Annotated in this window: 16 protein-coding genes; 12 read left to right on the forward strand and 4 right to left on the reverse strand. The window is 66.8% G+C overall.

Annotated elements, in window-relative coordinates:
- From ABTW65_RS23635 to ABTW65_RS23645, 3 genes are all read left to right on the forward strand, one after another.
- Positions 1–837, forward strand: coding sequence for a carbohydrate ABC transporter permease (locus ABTW65_RS23635; protein ID WP_350664680.1), 837 nt, complete (start codon positions 1–3; stop codon positions 835–837).
- Between the two features lie 38 nt (positions 838–875).
- Positions 876–2,534, forward strand: a complete 1,659-nt coding sequence (locus ABTW65_RS23640) for a glycoside hydrolase family 13 protein (protein ID WP_350664682.1) — start codon at positions 876–878, stop codon at positions 2,532–2,534.
- A gap of 293 nt (positions 2,535–2,827) precedes the next feature.
- Positions 2,828–3,280: a phage integrase central domain-containing protein gene (locus ABTW65_RS23645; protein ID WP_350664892.1), complete on the forward strand. Its 453-nt coding sequence runs from the start codon at positions 2,828–2,830 to the stop codon at positions 3,278–3,280.
- Here the strand turns inward: ABTW65_RS23645 and ABTW65_RS23650 are convergent.
- Positions 3,194–4,042 carry an N-acyl homoserine lactonase family protein gene (locus ABTW65_RS23650; protein WP_350664684.1) on the reverse strand — a complete coding sequence of 283 codons (849 nt, stop codon included), beginning with the start codon at positions 4,040–4,042 and terminating at the stop codon, positions 3,194–3,196. The two genes, ABTW65_RS23645 and ABTW65_RS23650, sit on opposite strands and share 87 nt — an antisense overlap.
- A gap of 50 nt (positions 4,043–4,092) precedes the next feature.
- A complete protein-coding gene (locus tag ABTW65_RS23655; RefSeq protein WP_350664687.1) occupies positions 4,093–4,548 on the reverse strand; it encodes an SRPBCC family protein in 456 nt (151 codons plus the stop codon).
- A gap of 92 nt (positions 4,549–4,640) precedes the next feature.
- On the opposite strand from ABTW65_RS23655, the gene ABTW65_RS23660 reads away from it, so the two are divergent.
- Positions 4,641–5,093 carry a MarR family winged helix-turn-helix transcriptional regulator gene (locus ABTW65_RS23660; protein ID WP_350664689.1) on the forward strand — a complete coding sequence of 151 codons (453 nt, stop codon included), beginning with the start codon at positions 4,641–4,643 and terminating at the stop codon, positions 5,091–5,093.
- Positions 5,094–5,286: 193 nt separating this feature from the next.
- Here ABTW65_RS23660 and ABTW65_RS23665 read toward each other — a convergent pair whose 3' ends face one another.
- Positions 5,287–5,940 (reverse strand): TetR/AcrR family transcriptional regulator, encoded by a 654-nt coding sequence (locus ABTW65_RS23665; RefSeq protein ID WP_350664691.1) that lies wholly within the window; start codon positions 5,938–5,940, stop codon positions 5,287–5,289.
- A 93-nt stretch (positions 5,941–6,033) separates the two neighbouring features.
- Here ABTW65_RS23665 and ABTW65_RS23670 point away from each other — a divergent pair, with 93 nt between their 5' ends.
- From ABTW65_RS23670 to ABTW65_RS23695, 6 genes are all read left to right on the forward strand, one after another.
- Positions 6,034–6,897 (forward strand): alpha/beta fold hydrolase, encoded by an 864-nt coding sequence (locus ABTW65_RS23670; protein ID WP_350664693.1) that lies wholly within the window; start codon positions 6,034–6,036, stop codon positions 6,895–6,897.
- Positions 6,894–7,931 carry a VOC family protein gene (locus ABTW65_RS23675; RefSeq protein WP_350664694.1) on the forward strand — a complete coding sequence of 346 codons (1,038 nt, stop codon included), beginning with the start codon at positions 6,894–6,896 and terminating at the stop codon, positions 7,929–7,931. The genes ABTW65_RS23670 and ABTW65_RS23675 overlap by 4 nt, the downstream gene beginning before the upstream one ends.
- Entirely contained in the window at positions 7,928–9,646 is a 1,719-nt protein-coding gene (gene mhpA / locus ABTW65_RS23680) for a bifunctional 3-(3-hydroxy-phenyl)propionate/3-hydroxycinnamic acid hydroxylase MhpA (RefSeq protein WP_350664696.1), read from the forward strand. The genes ABTW65_RS23675 and mhpA overlap by 4 nt, the downstream gene beginning before the upstream one ends.
- Entirely contained in the window at positions 9,646–10,647 is a 1,002-nt protein-coding gene (locus ABTW65_RS23685; protein WP_350664698.1) for an amidohydrolase family protein, read from the forward strand. Before mhpA ends, ABTW65_RS23685 begins: the two co-directional genes overlap by 1 nt.
- Before the next feature lie 767 nt (positions 10,648–11,414).
- Positions 11,415–12,317, forward strand: a complete 903-nt coding sequence (gene purU, locus ABTW65_RS23690; RefSeq protein ID WP_350664700.1) for a formyltetrahydrofolate deformylase — start codon at positions 11,415–11,417, stop codon at positions 12,315–12,317.
- Between the two features lie 28 nt (positions 12,318–12,345).
- On the forward strand, positions 12,346–14,835 hold the full coding sequence (locus ABTW65_RS23695; protein ID WP_350664703.1) for a GcvT family protein: 2,490 nt from the start codon (positions 12,346–12,348) through the stop codon (positions 14,833–14,835).
- A 52-nt stretch (positions 14,836–14,887) separates the two neighbouring features.
- Here the strand turns inward: ABTW65_RS23695 and ABTW65_RS23700 are convergent, their stop codons facing one another.
- Entirely contained in the window at positions 14,888–15,559 is a 672-nt protein-coding gene (locus ABTW65_RS23700) for a GntR family transcriptional regulator (RefSeq protein ID WP_350664705.1), read from the reverse strand.
- Positions 15,560–15,670: 111 nt separating this feature from the next.
- On the opposite strand from ABTW65_RS23700, the gene glyA reads away from it, so the two are divergent.
- Together glyA and ABTW65_RS23710 are read left to right on the forward strand one after the other, a co-directional pair.
- A complete protein-coding gene (gene glyA, locus ABTW65_RS23705) occupies positions 15,671–16,966 on the forward strand; it encodes a serine hydroxymethyltransferase (RefSeq protein ID WP_350664707.1) in 1,296 nt (431 codons plus the stop codon).
- Entirely contained in the window at positions 16,966–18,183 is a 1,218-nt protein-coding gene (locus ABTW65_RS23710) for a sarcosine oxidase subunit beta family protein (RefSeq protein WP_350664709.1), read from the forward strand. The genes glyA and ABTW65_RS23710 overlap by 1 nt, the downstream gene beginning before the upstream one ends.
- The last annotated feature ends 11 nt before the right edge of the window (positions 18,184–18,194 follow it).

An 18,194-nucleotide genomic window follows, 5' to 3' on the forward strand; every position in this document is an offset into this window, starting at 1 on the left:
ATGTCCTTCGCTCTCTCGCTCACTGTGCGTCGACGAGGCCCCGGCGCGGCCCTCATCGTCGTCGCCGGCCTGTACTCGATCGTCCCGCTGGTCAGCATGCTCTCCGCCGCCCTGGCACCTCAGGGAACCATTCCCGACGGGCTGTCGTGGCCCAGTGACCCGCACTGGCACAACTTCGTCGACGCCTGGACCGTCGCCAACGTCACCACCTTGCTCAAGTCGAGCGTCCTCATCGTGCTCGGCGTCGTCCCGATCTCGGTACTCATCGCGACGATGGCGGCCTATGCCATGACGGTGCTGCGGATCCCGTTGGGCAAGGTCTTCTACCTGGTGTTGCTGCTCACCCTGACCCTGCCCTACGAGATCGTGATCGTGCCGCTCTATCAGCAGGTCAACCAGCTGGGACTGCTCGACAGCCGGCTCGGCCTGATCCTGCCTCTGATCGGCCTCAACATGCCGTTCGCGGTGTTCTGGATGAGGGCGCATTTCCTCAATGCCCCAGAAGAGCTCACCGAGGCCGCCTCGCTCGACGGCGCGGGACCGTGGCGCGCGCTCGTGCATATCCACCTTCCGTTGGCCAGACCGGCGGTGACCTCCCTGGTACTGCTGATGTTCCTGTCGACCTGGAACACCTTCCTGCTCGCCCTGGTGCTGGTCAACGATCCCGACAAGCGCACCATGGCCGGCGCCCTGCAAGCGTTCCAGTCCCGCTACAGCACCGACATTGTGCTGCTCAACGCCGGTGCGCTGCTGCTGATGGCGCCGACCATCCTCGTGTTCATCCTCCTCCAGGGCCAGTTCACCAAGGCCCTTCTCCAAGGTGCGGTCAAGGGATGACCGGCCACCACTCCATCCCGACAAGGAAGGCCACAGCCATGCACACCGACTGGTGGACCGATGCCGCCGTGTACCAGATCTACCCGCGCAGCTTCGCCGACTCCAACGGCGACGGGATCGGTGACCTTCGTGGCATCACGTCCCGGGTGCCCTACCTCGCAGCCCTCGGCGTCAACGCCGTGTGGCTCAGTCCGTTCTACCCCTCGGCCCTGGCCGATGGCGGGTACGACGTCGACGACTACCGCGCCGTCGACCCCCGCCTGGGCACCCTCGATGACTTCGACGAGATGGTCTGGACGCTCCACGCTGCGCACATCAAGCTGATCATCGACATCGTCCCCAATCACAGCTCGAACCGACACCGTTGGTTCACCGAGGCGCTGGGATCGTCCAAGGGTTCACCAGCCCGGGAGCGCTATATCTTCCGCGACGGAACCGGCCCTGACGGCTCACAGCCGCCATCGGACTGGCAGTCGATCTTCGGTGGCAGCGCGTGGACCCGAGTCCCGGACGGGCAGTGGTATCTGCACATGTTCGCCCCCGAACAGCCAGACCTGAACTGGGACAACCCCGAGGTACGCGACGACTTCCTGACCACATTGCGGTTCTGGTCCGACCGAGCAGTCGACGGGTTCCGCGTCGATGTCGCCCACGGACTGGCCAAGGACCTCACCGAGCCGTTCCTGCCCGCAGCGCACCTTCCCGACCTGGCAGAGGCCGACGGCGCCCACCCGCTGTGGGACCGCGACGAGGTCCACGACATCTACACCGAGTGGCGCAACGTGTTCGACGAGTACGACCCGCCCCGGATGGCCGTGGCCGAAGCCTGCGTTCACCCCACGCGCCGAATCCGCTATGCCCGTGCCGATGGCCTGGGGCAGGCGTTCAACTTCGACTTGCTCGAGGCAGCCTGGAGTGCAGAGGAGTTCCGCGTCCGCATCAACGCCCACCTCGTAGAGGCTGAGACGTCTGCCGCCTCCGCTACCTGGGTGCTGTCCAACCATGACGTCGTCCGGCACGCCACCCGCTACGGACTCCCCGGCACCGAGCAGACACCACGCGAGGTGGCCATGGCCTGGCTGCTCAGCAACGGGACCCACCCGCGTCTCGATCCTGCCCTGGGACTGCGGCGCGCGAAGGCCGCGACCCTGCTCATGCTGGCGCTGCCGGGATCGGCATACCTGTATCAGGGCGAGGAGCTCGGACTGCACGAAGTCGGCGACCTCCCCGACAACGTCCTGCAAGACCCGGAGTTCCACCGATCCAACGGCACCCGAAAGGGCCGCGACGGCTGCCGAGTGCCGATCCCCTGGAGCGACCACGAGCCGTCCTTCGGCTTCTCGGAAGAAACCCCCCACCTGCCCCAACCTGCCTGGTTTGCCACTTACGCGGTTCAAGCCGAGGAGAGGGACCCCGACTCCACCCTGGAGCTGTACCGGCGAGCGCTCGCGCTCAGGACGAAGCTGTCCAGCCACGGATTCACCTGGGCCGACGAGGACCGCCCCGACGTACTCCATTTCATCCGTCCTGGGGGATGGCACTGCGTGGCCAACTTCAGCCCAGAGCCGGTGTCGCTACCCCGAGGGACCGTCCTCGTCGCCAGCTCACCGCCAGTCGATGACCAACTCCCGCCGGAAACCACGGCATGGATCCTCACCAGCCACGAATCAGGTGGCGGCGGCGACGTTCGCGGGTGACCACCCGCCTGCTCGCGTCAACCGTGGAACGGTGAGGTGAGACCGGACCGCAATCAATATGGCCGCAGCGTTGCTGCTGGTCTGTGCTTCCGCGCGAAGGCGGCGAGGCAGTCGACCCTGAGGCTTCCGAACCGGTGGGGAGCTGCTGCGTCGTGGGCAGGTCGAGAACTGGCGGGTTGTTGGTCACGGAGGCAATCTAAGAGCTTGACGCATCGGTGAAGGTCAACCCGGTGATCCCCAACAGGTATACGTCGTCTCGAATGACTGTTCGAGACGACGCATACCTGAGAGGTATGGATGGGAGTGGCAACTTGGACGACCAAGGAAGGCCAGGTCAGGACCAAGGTCCGCTGGCGCGCGGTCTACGTCGACCGAACCGGCGAGGAGCACGTCAGCATTTCGACCGTAAGACCGAGGGCCAGGACTGGTGTGCGCGACAGGTCCATGTTGAGTCGACCAGGACGACCTTCGAGATGGCCCTGAATGCCCACATCTATCCGAAGATCGGCGCCTGTCGGATCGCCTCGATCCGACAGGCCGACGTCCGGGAATTGGTCGCCAAGTGGTCAGCAACCGCGACGCCGACCACCGTCCACTTGCGCTACGGAGTGCTCGCCATAGTCATGAAGGCGGCCGCCAAGGAGCGGGTGCTCGCTGGCTCACCGTGCCGCCACGCCGTGGTGTGCGGCCTCGAGGCGGGCGGCGGCGCCCGGGTCGTGTGCCGGAAGGATGACGAGGCCAGGTAGGTGCTGGCGAAGCTGGTTCACCATGTCGATCGCGGTTCTCATCTGGCGCTTGCTGCCGACTCCGGGCATGTGGCCCTCCTTCAGCAGGTTGTCGTCGTAGGTCAGGTCGCCGACCATGAGCAACGGAGCTCGTCGTGGTCGACGGACCAACAGGGAGAGCGATCCTGCCGTGTGCCCAGGTGTCGGGAGCAGCAGCAGCGAGCCGTCGCCGTACAGATCGTGCCCACGGGTGAACGGGCCGACTGCGTCTGGGCCGAGTTCCTCGAAGGACACCTGGTTCCAGTTGAGACCGGGCAGGTCGATGTGTCGTGGCATCAAGCCGCGGGCTTCGGGCAGCGACTTGTGCAGCGAGTCCCACTCGTTTCGGCTCACGACGATCTCGGAGTGGCCAAGGTGTGGGAGTCCGCCGATGTGGTCCTGGTGAAGATGTGAGATGACGGCTGTGCTTACGTCGTCGGTCTGGTGCCCGAGGCGTTGCAAGCCTGCTGTCAGGGTCTCGTCGGCGGGGACCTCGAATCGCGCCAAGCGTGAGTAGACCTTGCCGTTGAGGCCGCCCGGGAAGTAGTCGGGGTCGGTGACCGAGGCGCGGTCCTGGCCGGTGTCGAACAGCACCAGCCCGTGACGATGCTCGATGACGTAGACGTTGATCGGGAGCGGTGGCGTCCAATGACGCGAGCTGAACAGCCAGACGTAGGTGTTCTTACGTGTGGGGCCGACGTGCTCCGGGCGGATTGCGACCGATCCGGTGCTGATGACAGACACGGACGAGATCGGGTCAGACGGTGTCATTGTGTGTTCCTGCTTCTATGTCGTTACTGGTCAGCGAACCGGCTGGCTCGCTCGATGATCGATGCGAGCTGCTGGAGGTTGTCCTGCATCCCGCGCTTGAAGAGCTGCTCAGCGAATGGCCCCAGAAGACCCGCGGGACCGGGTAGGCCCGCAGTGGTGATCGAGCCGTCGAGCTGCAACTGCGTGCGCCCCGATATGGGGGAGACTCGGTAGCGGTAGGTGAACGGCGTTGGGCCGGTGATCGAGGTGAAGGCGACTTCGGTGCTTGGAACGTACGCCGAGGTCTGGACCTCGTTCTCTGCATTGCCCGTGGGCAGGCGACGGCGGACTCGGTAAATGGCTGTGAGTGGCGTCGCTCCCTCCAGTAGGTGCACCGACTCCACCGCCGAGTACCACCGAGGCATCGTGCGGAGGTCGGAGACGAAGTCGAAGACGGTCTGTGGCGGGGCGGCGATCGTGGTGGTCAGGTGGAATGTCATTGGCTCCTGCAACTAATGTCGTGTCATCTAATGCCTCTCTATTAGATGACGTATAATCTGTTTCGTCAACTGCCGACCGAACGGATGATGCTGTGGACCTGATCGAGGAGTTCCGATACTTGGTGCTGGCGATCCAGCGCGAGGGCAACAAGCTCTTCGCGGAGCGACTGCGGCCGCTGGGGCTCACGCCGTCCCAGGCGGAGGTTCTGCGAGTCATGTCAGGGCGCGATTCGATGACGTTGTCCGAGCTGGGCGGCCTGTTGGTGTGTGAGACCACCTCGAGTCCCAGTCGGCTGGTCGACCGGCTTGTCGCAGCCGGACTGGTCCTTCGCGAGGTCGGCCCGAGTCGTCGTTCGGTCAGCCTCTCCCTGACGGCTCTCGGCAAGGAGATCGAGCTCGAGGTCAAAGACGCCGAGGAGCAGCTCTACGCCGCACTGGCGCCGCTGCTGGACGAGGACCAGCTCGCCTCGACGGTGGAGGCCCTGCGTCAGGTCGCTGGTGCTTTCCCGGCCGGACGCGCGCTGGCGCGCAGGAAGGCGACCTGAACCCGCAGCTTCGGTGACGCTCGAGGCTGTGTCGGTAGGGTCATCACCACGGAGGCGGGCGCGCTCAGCTACGAGGGCAAGGCGTACGCCGTCAAGCTCCGCCCGGCAGCTTCCGGTCGCGGCTGGCGCTATCAGCCAAGCGACCAGCGGTGATTCGTACCAGTGGCCGCACGGAGAGCCGAGGAAACCGTAATCAGAACTGGCTGAGATCGGGCTGCGCCGGGAGATCTCTCGAGCACAGGTCGTCGGCATCCTCTTTCGACATACCGAATCCCTGCAGCACGCGCGCGGTCATCAGATCCGCTACCTCGCCGGCGTCGAGGTCGGGCTCGGCATCGAGCAGTTGGAGAAGACCGAGCAGTGCTCCACCGGCAGCCATGAGGCCGAGCCGGGCAGACTCGATGTCGAACCGACCGGCGGAGATCGCCGCTTCGATGTCGTGCATGGCTCGAGGAGCAAGGCCCTTGTCGCGGGTCAGCACACGCGTGCCCTCGTTGAGCAGGACCCGAACCATTTCGGGGATCTGGCGCTGCAGCCGTCCGGTCATCCGGAAACTGACGGCGAACACCTCGGCCGGGTCCTCGTAGCCGGCGACGACCTCGTCGCGGAAGGCGACGTAGACGTCCAGGACTGACTCGACGGCTGCTTCGAACAGGGCTTCCTTGCTGTCGAAGTGGTTGTAGAAGCTTCCGAACCCTACGTCGGCGGCGTCGGTGATCTGTTGGATGCTGACCGCCGTGCGGCCATGGGCGAGGAACTCGCAGGCGGCACTGATCAGGGCAGCGCGCGTGCGCTCCTTGCGGCGGTCGAGTCGCGTCGGGCGTTCCGCGGCTGCCTCGGTGCTCATATCGGAACCATACCTGATGGATTCATCAGAAATCCTTGACAGATCGTCTTCTCAGAACTGATTATTTCATCACTGTTACCGAGGAGGCCGCTGATGAACGAAGTTGTGACACGGACCGAGCGCATGATCGAGGTGGGGCGGCGCAGCCTGTTCGTGACGGAGGCCGGCGACGGTGCTCCCGTCGTCCTGCTGCACGGGGGTGGCCCGGGTGCTACCGGTGCATCGAACTACTCCCGCAACATCGATGCCCTGGCCGCGCACTTCCGCGTGATCGTCCCGGACATGCCGGGATATGGACGGTCGTCGAAGGACCTGGACATGGCGGATCCGTTCGGAGACCTGGCCCTCGCGGTGCGCGGTCTGCTCGACGCCCTCGACATCGACCGTGCCCACCTCGTCGGAAACTCCTACGGCGGCGCCGCGGCGCTCCGGCTCGCCCTGGATCGGCCCGATCGCGTGAGCCGGCTCGTCCTCATGGGACCCGGTGGCATCGGCACCACCCGCGCCTTGCCCACGAGGGGGCTCAATCACCTGTTGAACTACTACGGCGGCGATGGTCCTTCGCGCGAGAAGGTGGCCACGTTCATCCGCGACTACCTCGTCCACGACGCCGGTGAGATCTCCGACGAACTGATCGACCTGCGCTACGAGGCCAGCATCCAGCCCGAGGTCGTAGCCTCTCCACCGCTGCGCAGACCCTCCGGTCCGGGGGCGCCGCGAACGCTGTGGCGAATGGATCTCACCCGCGACCCGCGGCTGGCGCGTTGTGAGATCCCGACCCTGGTGGTGTGGGGCCAGGACGACAAGGTCAACCGCCCGACCGGAGGCCCCGCCCTGGCGCGCACCATGCGCGACTGCGATCTCGTCTCGCTCGCTCGAACCGGCCACTGGGCACAGTGGGAGCGGGCCGAGCTGTTCAACACCATCACCGTCGCGTTCCTCGAGGGCGAGCGATGACCAGCGTCCTCGAGCGCCCCTTCACCGGCAGCCTTGCCGACAGCGTGTTCGGGGCGGTGCACCTGGGCTACCTCGTGGTCGAGTCGCGGCGGATGACCGCTTGGCACCGCTTCGGCGCCGACGCCATCGGCCTGCACGTCGACGAGCTCGACGCGGACACTCTCCGCTTCCGGCTCGACGACCACCAGTGCCGCTTCCTGATCCGCCGTGGCCCGGCTGAGGACCTGATGGCCGTCGGCTGGCAGGTCGACGACCACGCGACCTTCGACCGCATCCTCGCCCGGCTCACCGAGCGCGGCGTACCGATCGCCGAGGGCAGCGCAGATCAGGCGAAGCTGCGCGGGGTGGAGCGCCTGTGGTGCTTCCCTGGCCCCAAGGGCATCGTCCAGGAGATCTTCACGACCCCGCTCACCACGGGCCAACCCCTTCGGATGATCAGCTCGGGCTTCGTCACCGGAGAAGGTGGGATGGGGCATGTTGCGATCACCTCGCGCGACCCCCTCGGCATCCACCGCTACTACGACACGCTCTTCGACTCCCGGCTGTCGGACTACATCGACGAGAACGTCAGTGGCCTCACGCTGAGGATCCGCTTCCTGCGCGTCAACGAGCGTCACCACTCGCTCGCTGTTGCCAACGTCCAAGGCGTGCAGATGGACCCGATCCGCACCCGCGCCCAGCACGTCAACATCCAGGCCGCGACCCTCGAGGACATGCTGGGCGCCTACCAGCGCGTCCGCGAGCTCGGCTTCAAGATGGCCTGGTCCGTCGGACAGCACACCAACGACAAGGAGCTGTCGTTCTACTGCGTGACTCCTTCAGACTTCGAGCTCGAGGTGGGTTGGAACCCGATCGTCTTCACGCCTGAGCTCGAGCGGGCCTGGCGTGTCGCCACGCACCAAGGCATCAGCATCTGGGGCCACCAGCCCGTCGACCCAGGTGTCCTCGACAAGCTCGGCCAGATCCGTCAGGCCGCGCTGAACGTACGCCGCCACGAGATCACCGTCCCTGAGCTTTCCGGAGCCGCATCATGAGAACGCCGAGCCAGCAGACCCAGTACGACGTCGTCGTGGTCGGTCTCGGCCCGACGGGCCTGACGATGGCGACACTGCTCGGCCGCCGCGGACTCAGCGTGCTGGTCCTCGAGCGTGAGCCCGAGTTCTACGGGATGGCGCGCGCGGTCTACACCGACGACGAGGCGCTTCGCGTGTTCCAGACCGCCGGCGTCGCCGACGAGATCCACGCCGACATGAACGTCGACAGTGCCGTTCAATGGATCAAGGCCGACGGCACCCTCCTGGTCCAGTTCCGCCAGTCTCAGCGCCCGTTGTCGTGGCCTGTCACCAACTTCCTCTACCAGCCCTACCTCGAGAACCGGCTCGAGGAACTGCTCGCTCGTTACCCTCATGTCGAGGTCCGCCGCGGCCGCGAGGTGGTCTCCTTCGCCCAGGATAACGACGGGGTGACCGTCGTGCACGCGGGTTCCACGGGGTCCGGGTACGGCACGCGGGCGGCGGTGATCGAGGAGGCCACCGAGTCGGTGCGTGCCTCGTTTCTCGTCGGTGCAGATGGCGGCCGTAGTGTGGTGCGCACCTCGCTCGGCATCGACATGACAGGCAAGAGCTACCCGGAGCGGTGGCTGGTCGTCGATCTGGCGGCAAAGGACGGTGTGGACGCGTTCCGCCACCTGCCGTACTTCGACTTCGTCTGCGACCCGGACATGCCGACGGTCAGCTGCCCCCAGCCACGTGGGCACCATCGCTTCGAGTTCGCCCTCGAGGACGACGATGACAAGGACGAGTTCGAGTCGGACGAGACCGTGCGGCATCTGATGGCCCGCTACGTCGACCCGGACGAGGTCGTCGTGATCCGCCGGCTCGTCTACACCTTCAACGCCGTCGTCGCCGACCGGTGGCGCGAGGGCCGGATCCTGCTCGCAGGCGATGCCGCGCACATGACCCCGCAGTTCATCGGGCAGGGCATGAATGCGGGCGTACGCGACGCCGACAACCTTTCCTGGAAGCTTCAGGCGATCCTCGAGCACGGCGCTGACCTCAAGATCCTCGACTCCTACGAGGCCGAGCGCCGTCCGCACGCCAAGGCCATGATCGACTTGTCGGTCTTCAACAAGTCGCTGGTGTCGGTGAAGAACCCGACCATCGCACGTGCTCGCGACGCCGCGTTGTGGACGGCGCTTCGCACCCCCGGCGTCGGTGCCTGGGTTCGGCGCGCCGGCATGAAGCCGAAGCCGCGGTTCAGAAAGGGCGCCTATGTCGGGATGCCGCGCCGTGTGCGCGGCATCGAGGGCACCCTGGCGCCCCAGCCGCTGGTCCGCAGGTACGACGGCAGACCCGTCCGGCTCGACGACGCGCTCGGCATCGGATGGTCCGTGATCGGGATCGGTACCGACCCGCGTGAGGCACTCGGCGCGGACCTGGCGACATGGTCGAGGGTCGAGCCGTCCTACGCGACGCTCTACGACTTCGGTGCCCGCCCGCAGGGCGCGCCGGGGGACGGTCGCCGCCGCGCAGGCCTGGTCGACCTGGAAGACAACTCCGGCTCGTTCGTGCGCTGGCTGCGCCGCCACGGCGTCCGTCAGGGAGCCGTCGTCGTGCTCCGGCCGGACAAGTTCGTCTTCGGAACGTCCGGGAGCGACACGACCGCGCTGACCCAGGCACTGGTCGCGCAGCTCGGACTCGCCCCGAGCGCCGGTGTCCCGACGCCTCGCGAGCTCGCGCAGGTGGGTTGATGCGCCAGGAGATCGGACGCATCGACGTCCACCACCACGTAGTGCCGCCGGGTTACGCCCGGTTCCTGGCCGAGCAGGGTCTGCGGCCGGGCGGGGTCGCGGTCCCGCAGTGGTCGGCCGAGCGCTCGTTGCGGCTCATGGACCGCAACGGCATCGCCACCAGCATCCTCTCGCTCTCGACGCCCGGGGCATGGTTCGGCCACGACGACCAGGCCCGGCGGATCGCTCGAGAGGTCAACGAGTACGCCGCTTCCGCGGTTCGAGACCACCCGAGACGGTTCGGCTTCTTCGCGACCCTCGGCGTGCCGGACCTGGAGGGGTCCCTGGCTGAGGCCGAGTACGCGCTGGACACACTCGGAGCCGACGGCATCGTGCTACTCAGCAACGCCGCCGGGCGCTATCCCTATGAGAAACACCTGGACCCCCTCCTCGCCTATCTCCACGAGCGTCGTGCGGTGGTGTTCCTGCACCCGGGCGAGCTTCCCGCCGAGCCAGCTCCGGGCATCCCCTCCTTCACCGCCGACTTCCTCCTGGACACGGTTCGTGCAGCGACCGGGCTCGTGCTGTCGGGCGCTGTGGAGAAGTACGACGGCATCCGCTGGATCCTCGCGCATGCCGGAGGCTTCCTGCCCTATGTCGCCCACCGCGTACTACTCACCATGATCCGCGTCGAGCCCCGCCTGTCGCAGGCGAGGGCGCTCGTGGCACGCAAGCGCGAGCGGGAGCGCCGCTTGGACGTGCTCCGCCGCTTCTACTTCGACGTCGCGTTGTCGTCCAGCGCCCACGCCCTGCCCAGTCTGCTGTCGTTCGCACACCCGAGCCACGTCCTCTTCGGCAGCGACTACCCCTTCGCGCCAGCCCCGGCTGTCCGCTTCATGCGGCAGGAGTATGAAGACGTCGCGCTGAAGGCGGGCCAACGCGATGCCATCGACCGCACCAACGCCCTCGCCCTGTTCCCCCGGCTTGCCGAGCACGGCATCGCTAGACAGGGGCGCCCATGAGTCTTCGGACGACCACCGCCTCGCCCCCGTAGGGTCCGATGGACTCTCGTGAGGTGCGAGAAACCCCAGGTTCCCTGGGGCTTCTCTCTGTGCGCGGGGGGACTTGAACGACTTCGCTCCATGTTCGCTGAATCTCGGCCCGAGTTGACTTTGCGTCATCTCGCGCTCTCTCGACGGGTCTCCAGTTTCCGAGTCTCTTGCTGTTGCAGTCACATAATTGGTCACAGTATTGGCGGCATCCGTCCGCACGAGAGCGCGTACCCTGGCAAGGTCGTGAAGCTCACGCGACGATCGCGAAGGGCGATGACTCCACATCGCCATCATCAGTTTGCCCAGGTCAGGGCATAAATCGGCAGAAGAGGACAGTGTGCCGCACCCGTGAGGGGTGACGGTGCTCAGGTCAGGCAAACACTCCGAGCAGACAGCGGAGGGTTGTTGGTTCGAGTCCAACCGGGGGAGCCACCTAAGAGCCTCTGGCCAGGCAAATGAACTGGTCAGAGGCTTTCTTCATTTCGACGGTGGGCTGTATCTCCCGCCTTTCACCCGGCTTTGGTGTTCGCTGCGGATGCGTGAAGCCGGATCTCGGCCAACCGCGGAGGGTTCCCGCGGCCCCGGCCTGCCTGGCTGATGCCTGGCTCAGCGGCTCTCGCCCAAGTGCTCAGGCCCATTGTCCAGGGCGCGAAGCCCTTGACGGCGATCTGAGAGCCGTTCTACGATCATTCTGATATATGAGTTGTGTATCATTACCGGCAAATCAGGAGCTCAGCATGACCATCAGCCCGCCAAGCTCGACCGCCGTTGCGTCCGTGGCGACCGCTCCCACAGCTACGGCCAACGTGCTCACGCTCTCCTGTCAGGAGCGCCCGGGGATCATGCAGGCGGTCACGAGCTTCCTGTATGACCGCGGGTTCGACATCCTCGAGCACCAGCAGCACGACGACCGGGTGGGGGAGCTGTTCTTCCTGCGGACCGCCTTCGCGTCAGTCGATGGCGCGGACGTCGATGAGCTCACCGCCGCGTTCGGTCCGATCGCGGACCGGTTCGGCATGTCGTACGCGTTCCACGACGAGCGCAAGCCGCGACTGCTGGTGATGGTCTCCAAGTTCGGCCACTGCCTCAACGACCTCATCTTCCGATGGCGTGGTGGGACCCTGGGGGCCGAGATCGCGGTCGTCGCGTCCAACCATGAAGATCTCCGACCCATGGCGGAGGCGGCCGGACTGGAGTTCATCCACATTCCGGTCACGTCCGAGACCAAGCCGCAGGCCGAGCAGCGCATGCTCGACCTGGTCGAGGAGTACGACGTCGACCTGGTCGTGCTCGCCCGCTACATGCAGATCCTCTCGGACGGCCTCTGCCGCCAGCTCGAGGGTCGCGCGATCAACATCCATCACTCGTTCCTGCCCGGCTTCAAGGGCGCGAAGCCCTACCACCAGGCTCACGAACGTGGCGTGAAGCTCGTCGGTGCGACGGCTCACTACGTCACCGCAGACCTCGATGAGGGGCCCATCATCGAGCAGGAGGTCAACCGGGTCGACCACACCTACACACCGCAGGCTCTGGCCACGGTTGGCCAGGACGCCGAGTGCCTCGCACTCTCGCGCGCCGTCCGCTGGCACTGCGAGCACCGCGTCTTCATGCACGGCTCCAGCACCGTCGTGTTCCGCTGACCACCAACCCCGAATCACGGAGAAGCTCATGACGTCCTCGCCCCGCACAGTCATCATCGGCGCCGGCATCGTCGGCACGAACCTCGCGGACGAACTCGTGTCACGCGGGTGGTCCGACATCACGGTCATCGAACAGGGCCCACTCAGCCTGCCCGGCGGCTCGACCTCCCACGCGCCCGGTCTCGTCTTCCAGATCAACCCGTCGAAGACGATGACCCTGTTCGCCAAGTACACCGTGGAGAAGTTCCTGTCCCTGGAGAAGGACGGGGTGAGCTGCTTCAATCAGGTCGGTGGCCTCGAGGTCGCGACCACCGAGGCCCGCGTCGCTGAGCTCTACCGCAAGCTCGGCTACGCGAAGTCCTGGGGGATCGAGGCGCGGGTCATCGGACCCGCCGAGTGCAAGGACCTCTACCCGCACATCGACGAGTCGCAGGTCCTCGCGGGTCTGCACATCCCGAGCGACGGCCTGGCCCGAGCGGCCCGCGCCGTCGACATCCTCATCGAGCGTACGCAGGCGGCCGGCGTCACCTACCTCGAGCACACGGCTGTGACCGGAGTCCTCCAGGAGGGCGGTCGCGTCACCGGTGTGGAGACCACGAACGGTGTGGTCGAGGCTGACATCGTCGTCTCCTGCGCCGGGTTCTGGGGCGTCGAGGTGGGGAAGATGGCGGGCACCGACGTGCCGCTCCTCCCGCTCGCCCACCAGTTCATCAAGACCACTCCCGTCCCGGTGCTGAGCGGCAAGCACGAGGCACCCGACGGCGCGACCCTGCCGATCCTGCGACACCAGGACCAGGACCTCTACTTCCGGGAGTGGGGCGATGCCTACGGGATCGGCTCGTACGCGCACAAGCCGATGCCGTACGTCGCCTCCGATCTCGGCCCGACCCCGGAGCACGTCGACGACGAGAACATGCCGTCGCGGCTGGACTTCACGCCCGAGGACTTCGAAGGCCCGTGGGACGAGTGCCGCAAGCTGCTCCCATGCCTGCAGGAGGCGGAGATCGCGGAGTCATCGTTCAACGGCATCTTCTCGTTCACGCCGGACGGCGGCTCGCTCGTCGGTGAGTCCCGTGACGTCGACGGGTTCTGGGTGGCCGAGGCGGTCTGGGTCACCCACTCGGCCGGCGTCGCCCGGGCGGTGGCCGAGGTGCTGACCACCGGACGGTCTCAGTACGACCTCGCCGACCTCGAGCTCAACCGCTTCGAGGAGACGCAGCTGGCTCCGGCGTACGTCAGCGAGACCTCGCAGCAGAACTTCGTCGAGATCTACGACATCCTCCACCCGCTGCAGCCCAAGGACTCGCCCCGCGACATCAGGGTCAGCCCGTTCCATGCCCGTCAGGTCGAGCTCGGCGCCTTCTTCCTCGAGGCCGGGACCTGGGAGCGGCCGCACTGGTACGAGGCCAACGCGGCCCTGCTGGACGAGCTGCCGGAGGAGTGGAAGTCGCCGACGCGCGACGACTGGTCCGCCCGTTACCACTCGCCGATCGCGGCCGTCGAGGCCTGGAAGACCCGCACCGCGGTCGCCATGTACGACATGACGCCGCTGCGGCGCCTCGAGGTCTCCGGCCCCGGTGCCGAGACGCTGCTGCAGCGGCTCACCACCGGGGACGTCGCCAAGAAGCCCGGTGCGGTGACCTACACCCTGTTCCTCGACGAGCAGGGCGGGATCAAGAGCGACATCACCGTCGCCCGTCTCGAGCACGAGCTCTATCAGGTCGGTGCCAACGGCACCGTCGACCTAGCGTACCTCCGCCGGGAGGCCCGCAAGCTGCGTGCCGAGGACCCGGCCCTCGCCGCCCACGTCCGCGACATCACCGGTGGCACGTGCTGCATCGGGCTGTGGGGACCTCTGGCCAGGGACCTCATCGCCAAGGTCAGCACCGACGACTTCACCAACGACGGTCTGAAGTACTTCCGTGGCAAGCGGGCCACCATCGGCGGGATCCCCGTCACGGCCCTGCGACTGTCCTACGTCGGCGAGCTCGGCTGGGAGATCTACGCCTCCGCCGAGAACGGCCAGAAGCTGTGGGACGTACTGTGGAACGCGGGCCAGGAGCACGGAGTCGTCGCCGCCGGCCGGGCCGCGTTCGGCGCGCTCAGGCTCGAGAAGGGCTACCGGTCCTGGGGGGCCGACATGACCACGGAGCACGACCCGTACGAGGCGGGCGTCGGGTTCGCCGTGAAGCGCGCCAAGGAGGACTTCGTGGGCAAGGCCGCGCTCGAGGGTCGCTCGGTGGAGACGTCGGCTCGCCGGCTTCGCTGCCTCACCATCGACGACGGAAAGTCCATGGTGCTCGGCAAGGAGCCCGTGCTGTCGGGCGAGACCGCGGTCGGGTACGTCACGAGCGCGGCGTACGGGTTCACGATCGGCAAGCCGATCGCCTATGCCTACCTGCCGGCGGAGATCGGCGAGGACGACCAGGTCGAGATCGAGTACTTCGGTCAGCGGATCGCGGCGACGGTCACCCCGGAGCCGCTCTTCGACCCCGAGATGAGCCGCCTGCGCGGCTGACCCGACGGGTCGAATCGGGCGCCGGCCGGGGGGCCGGCGCCCGATCTCGCGTTTAGAGAACGCGACGGATCTCGGTCGAGAAGCCGTCGATGTGCTCGCTGGTCAGGCGCTCGGCTCGTTCGGAGTCGCCGTCGGCGATCGCATCCAGGAGCTGGGCGTGCTCGGAGATGTGGGAGGCCAGATCCGGGAGCTTGTCGACGACCAGGCACCAGATCCGCGTGGCCAGGTTGTCATAGCGGATCAGCACGTCCTCGAGATGCTTGTTGCCCGTCGCGCGATAGATCAACCGGTGCACCGACATGTCGAGCCTCATCAGCGTGCGCCGGTCGCCCGAGGCGTCCAGGGCGCGAACCTTCTCGGCCATGGCGCGCAGCTCGACGCGCGTCGGCTCGGAGGCAGCTGCCGCGGCTCGGTTCGCTGCGAACGGCTCGAGCTGCCGGCGGAGGTCGGAGATCGCGCCCAGCTCGGTGACGTCGACCGCCGTTGCGAACGTTCCACGCCGGGGGTAGGACACGACCAGGTGATCGGTCTCCAGGCGCTTGAGGGCCTCCCGCACCGGGGTGCGGCCGATCCCGAGGGAGGCCGCGAGCGCACCGTCGTTGATCGGCTCACCCGGCCTGATGTCCAGCATGATCAGCCGATCCCGGATGCGCTCGTAGGCCGCGTACGCCAGCGAGATCGGCGCGCCGATCGCCGTCGGGACGGGCGCCTGAACGTCGGTCATACCAAGTCACCGCTTTCTGATCCGGACCGTTGACATGTGTCTTCGCTACCAAGCATACTGGTGATCCGGAACTAATATATCAATCGTACTTCAAGAGTTTGGGAGTTCATCGTGGTTGACGTCTTGACCGCCTCGCTCGCGGACCTCGATCCCGAGGTCAGCGAGCAGATCGACGCCGAGCTGAGCCGCCAGCAGACGACGCTGGAGATGATCGCCTCGGAGAACTTCGCTCCCGCCGCCGTCATGGAGGCCCAGGGTTCGGTCCTCACCAACAAGTACGCCGAGGGCTACCCCGGCCGCCGCTACTACGGCGGCTGCAAGCACGTCGACGTCATCGAGCAGCTCGCCATCGACCGCCTCAAGGCGCTCTTCTCCGCGGAGTACGCCAACGTGCAGCCGCACTCGGGAGCCCAGGCCAACGCCGCTGCGATGTTCGCGCTCCTCGAGCCCGGAGACACCATCCTCGGTCTCTCGCTGGCCCACGGCGGCCACCTGACCCACGGCATGAAGATCAACTTCTCCGGCCGCCTCTACCAGGTCGTTCCGTACGAGGTCAGCCGCGAGGACTTCCTGATCGACATGGCCGAGGTCGAGCGCCTCGCTCTCGAGCACAGGCCCAAGCTGATCGTCGCCGGCTGGTCCGCCTACCCCCGTCAGCTGGACTTCGCGGAGTTCCGCCGGATCGCTGACCTGGTCGGCGCCCGCCTGATGGTCGACATGGCCCACTTCGCCGGCTTGGTCGCGACCGGCCTCCACCCGAACCCGGTGCCCTTCGCCGACGTCGTCACCTCGACGACGCACAAGACGCTGGGCGGCCCGCGTGGCGGCGTCATCCTCACCAACGACCCTGGCGTCGCCAAGAAGATCAACTCCTCGGTCTTCCCCGGTCAGCAGGGCGGGCCGCTCGAGCACGTCATCGCCGGCAAGGCGGTCGCCTTCAAGGTCGCCGCCGAGCCCGAGTTCCGCGAGCGCCAGGAACGTACGCTCCGCGGCGCCCGCATCATCGCCGAGCGGCTGCTCGCCGAAGACGTCGCGGCCGCGGGGGTCTCGGTCGTCAGTGGGGGCACGGACGTCCACCTTGTGCTGGTCGACCTGCGCGACTCCGAGCTCAACGGCCAAGACGGCGAGGACCGGCTCCATCGCATCGGTATCACGGTCAACCGCAATGCCGTCCCGTTCGACCCGCGTCCGCCGATGGTCTCCTCCGGTCTGCGGATCGGCACGCCCGCTCTGGCCACGCGCGGGTTCGGCGACTCCGACTTCAGCGAGGTGGCCGACATCATCGCGGCAGCGCTGAAGGACGACTTCACCGACGAGACGGCGGATGCGCTGCGCAGCCGAGTCACCGTGCTCGCCGAGAAGCATCCGCTCTACCCGCATCTCCTCGATTCGAACGGAGCCGAGTGATGGCAGACCTGCTGCCCGAGCACCCCGACTTCCTCTGGCGCAACCCGGAGCCCAAGTCCTCCTACGACGTCGTCATCATCGGTGGCGGTGGTCACGGCCTGGCGACGGCGTACTACCTGGCGAAGAACCACGGCATCACGAACGTCGCCGTTCTCGAGCGGGGTTGGCTCGCCGGCGGCAACATGGCGCGGAACACGACGATCATCCGGTCCAACTACCTGTGGGACGAGTCCGCGGCGATCTACGAGCACTCCCTCAAGCAGTGGGAGGTGCTCCCGGACGAGCTCGACTACGACTTCCTGTTCAGCCAGCGTGGCGTGCTCAACCTCGCCCACACGCTGCAGGACGTACGCGACTCGGTGCGGCGTTGCGAGGCCAACCGTCTCAACGGGATCGACGCCGAGTGGCTCGACGCCGACCAGGTGAAGGAGGTCTGCCCGATCATCAACACCAGCGACAACATCCGCTACCCGGTCCTCGGCGCGACCTACCAGCCACGCGCGGGCATCGCGAAGCACGATCACGTCGCCTGGGCGTTCGCGCGCAAGGCCGACGAGCTCGGCGTCGACCTCATCCAGGACTGCGAGGTGACCGGTTTCGTCAAGGACGGCAACCGGGTGGTCGGCGTGCAGACGAGCCGCGGCACGATCGCGGCCGGCAAGGTCGCGCTGTGCGCGGCAGGGCACTCCAGCGTCCTCGCCGAGATGGCCGGTTTCGACCTGCCGATCCAGTCGCACCCGCTCCAAGCGCTCGTCTCGGAGCTCCACCAGCCCGTCCACCCCACAGTGGTGATGTCGAACCACGTCCACGTCTATGTCTCCCAGGCCCACAAGGGCGAGCTGGTCATGGGTGCTGGGGTCGATGCGTACAACGGCTATGGCCAGCGTGGTGGATTCCACGTGGTCGAGGAGCAGATGGCGGCGGCCGTCGAGCTGTTCCCGATCTTCGCCCGCGCGCATCTGCTCAGGACCTGGGGTGGGATCGTCGACGTCACGCCGGACGCCTCACCGGTCGTGAGCAAGACGCCGATCGACCAGCTCTACGTCAACTGTGGCTGGGGGACCGGCGGCTTCAAGGGCACCCCCGGAGCGGGCTGGACGATGGCGCACACGATCGCCCACGACGAGCCACACGAGTACAACGCACCGTTCGCGCTCGAGCGATTCAGCACCGGTGCCCTCATCGACGAGCACGGCGCAGCAGCCGTGGCCCACTGAAAGGAGCGGAC

The organism is Nocardioides sp. NPDC127503 (assembly GCF_040302165.1).
Classification (GTDB): Bacteria; Actinomycetota; Actinomycetes; order Propionibacteriales; family Nocardioidaceae; genus Nocardioides.

Excerpts from the sequence above, each read along its gene's own strand:
- ABTW65_RS23675 (WP_350664694.1), top strand. The coding sequence starts at position 6,894 with ATGACCAGCGTCCTCGAGCGCCCCTTCACCGGCAGCCTTGCCGACAGC.
- mhpA (WP_350664696.1), top strand. The coding sequence starts at position 7,928 with ATGAGAACGCCGAGCCAGCAGACCCAGTACGACGTCGTCGTGGTCGGT.
- ABTW65_RS23635 (WP_350664680.1), top strand. The coding sequence starts at position 1 with ATGTCCTTCGCTCTCTCGCTCACTGTGCGTCGACGAGGCCCCGGCGCG.
- ABTW65_RS23685 (WP_350664698.1), top strand. The coding sequence starts at position 9,646 with ATGCGCCAGGAGATCGGACGCATCGACGTCCACCACCACGTAGTGCCG.
- ABTW65_RS23710 (WP_350664709.1), top strand. The coding sequence starts at position 16,966 with ATGGCAGACCTGCTGCCCGAGCACCCCGACTTCCTCTGGCGCAACCCG.
- purU (WP_350664700.1), top strand. The coding sequence starts at position 11,415 with ATGACCATCAGCCCGCCAAGCTCGACCGCCGTTGCGTCCGTGGCGACC.
- ABTW65_RS23670 (WP_350664693.1), top strand. The coding sequence starts at position 6,034 with ATGAACGAAGTTGTGACACGGACCGAGCGCATGATCGAGGTGGGGCGG.
- ABTW65_RS23640 (WP_350664682.1), top strand. The coding sequence starts at position 876 with ATGCACACCGACTGGTGGACCGATGCCGCCGTGTACCAGATCTACCCG.
- ABTW65_RS23655 (WP_350664687.1), bottom strand. The coding sequence starts at position 4,548 with ATGACATTCCACCTGACCACCACGATCGCCGCCCCGCCACAGACCGTC.
- ABTW65_RS23695 (WP_350664703.1), top strand. The coding sequence starts at position 12,346 with ATGACGTCCTCGCCCCGCACAGTCATCATCGGCGCCGGCATCGTCGGC.
- ABTW65_RS23700 (WP_350664705.1), bottom strand. The coding sequence starts at position 15,559 with ATGACCGACGTTCAGGCGCCCGTCCCGACGGCGATCGGCGCGCCGATC.
- ABTW65_RS23645 (WP_350664892.1), top strand. The coding sequence starts at position 2,828 with ATGGATGGGAGTGGCAACTTGGACGACCAAGGAAGGCCAGGTCAGGAC.
- ABTW65_RS23665 (WP_350664691.1), bottom strand. The coding sequence starts at position 5,940 with ATGAGCACCGAGGCAGCCGCGGAACGCCCGACGCGACTCGACCGCCGC.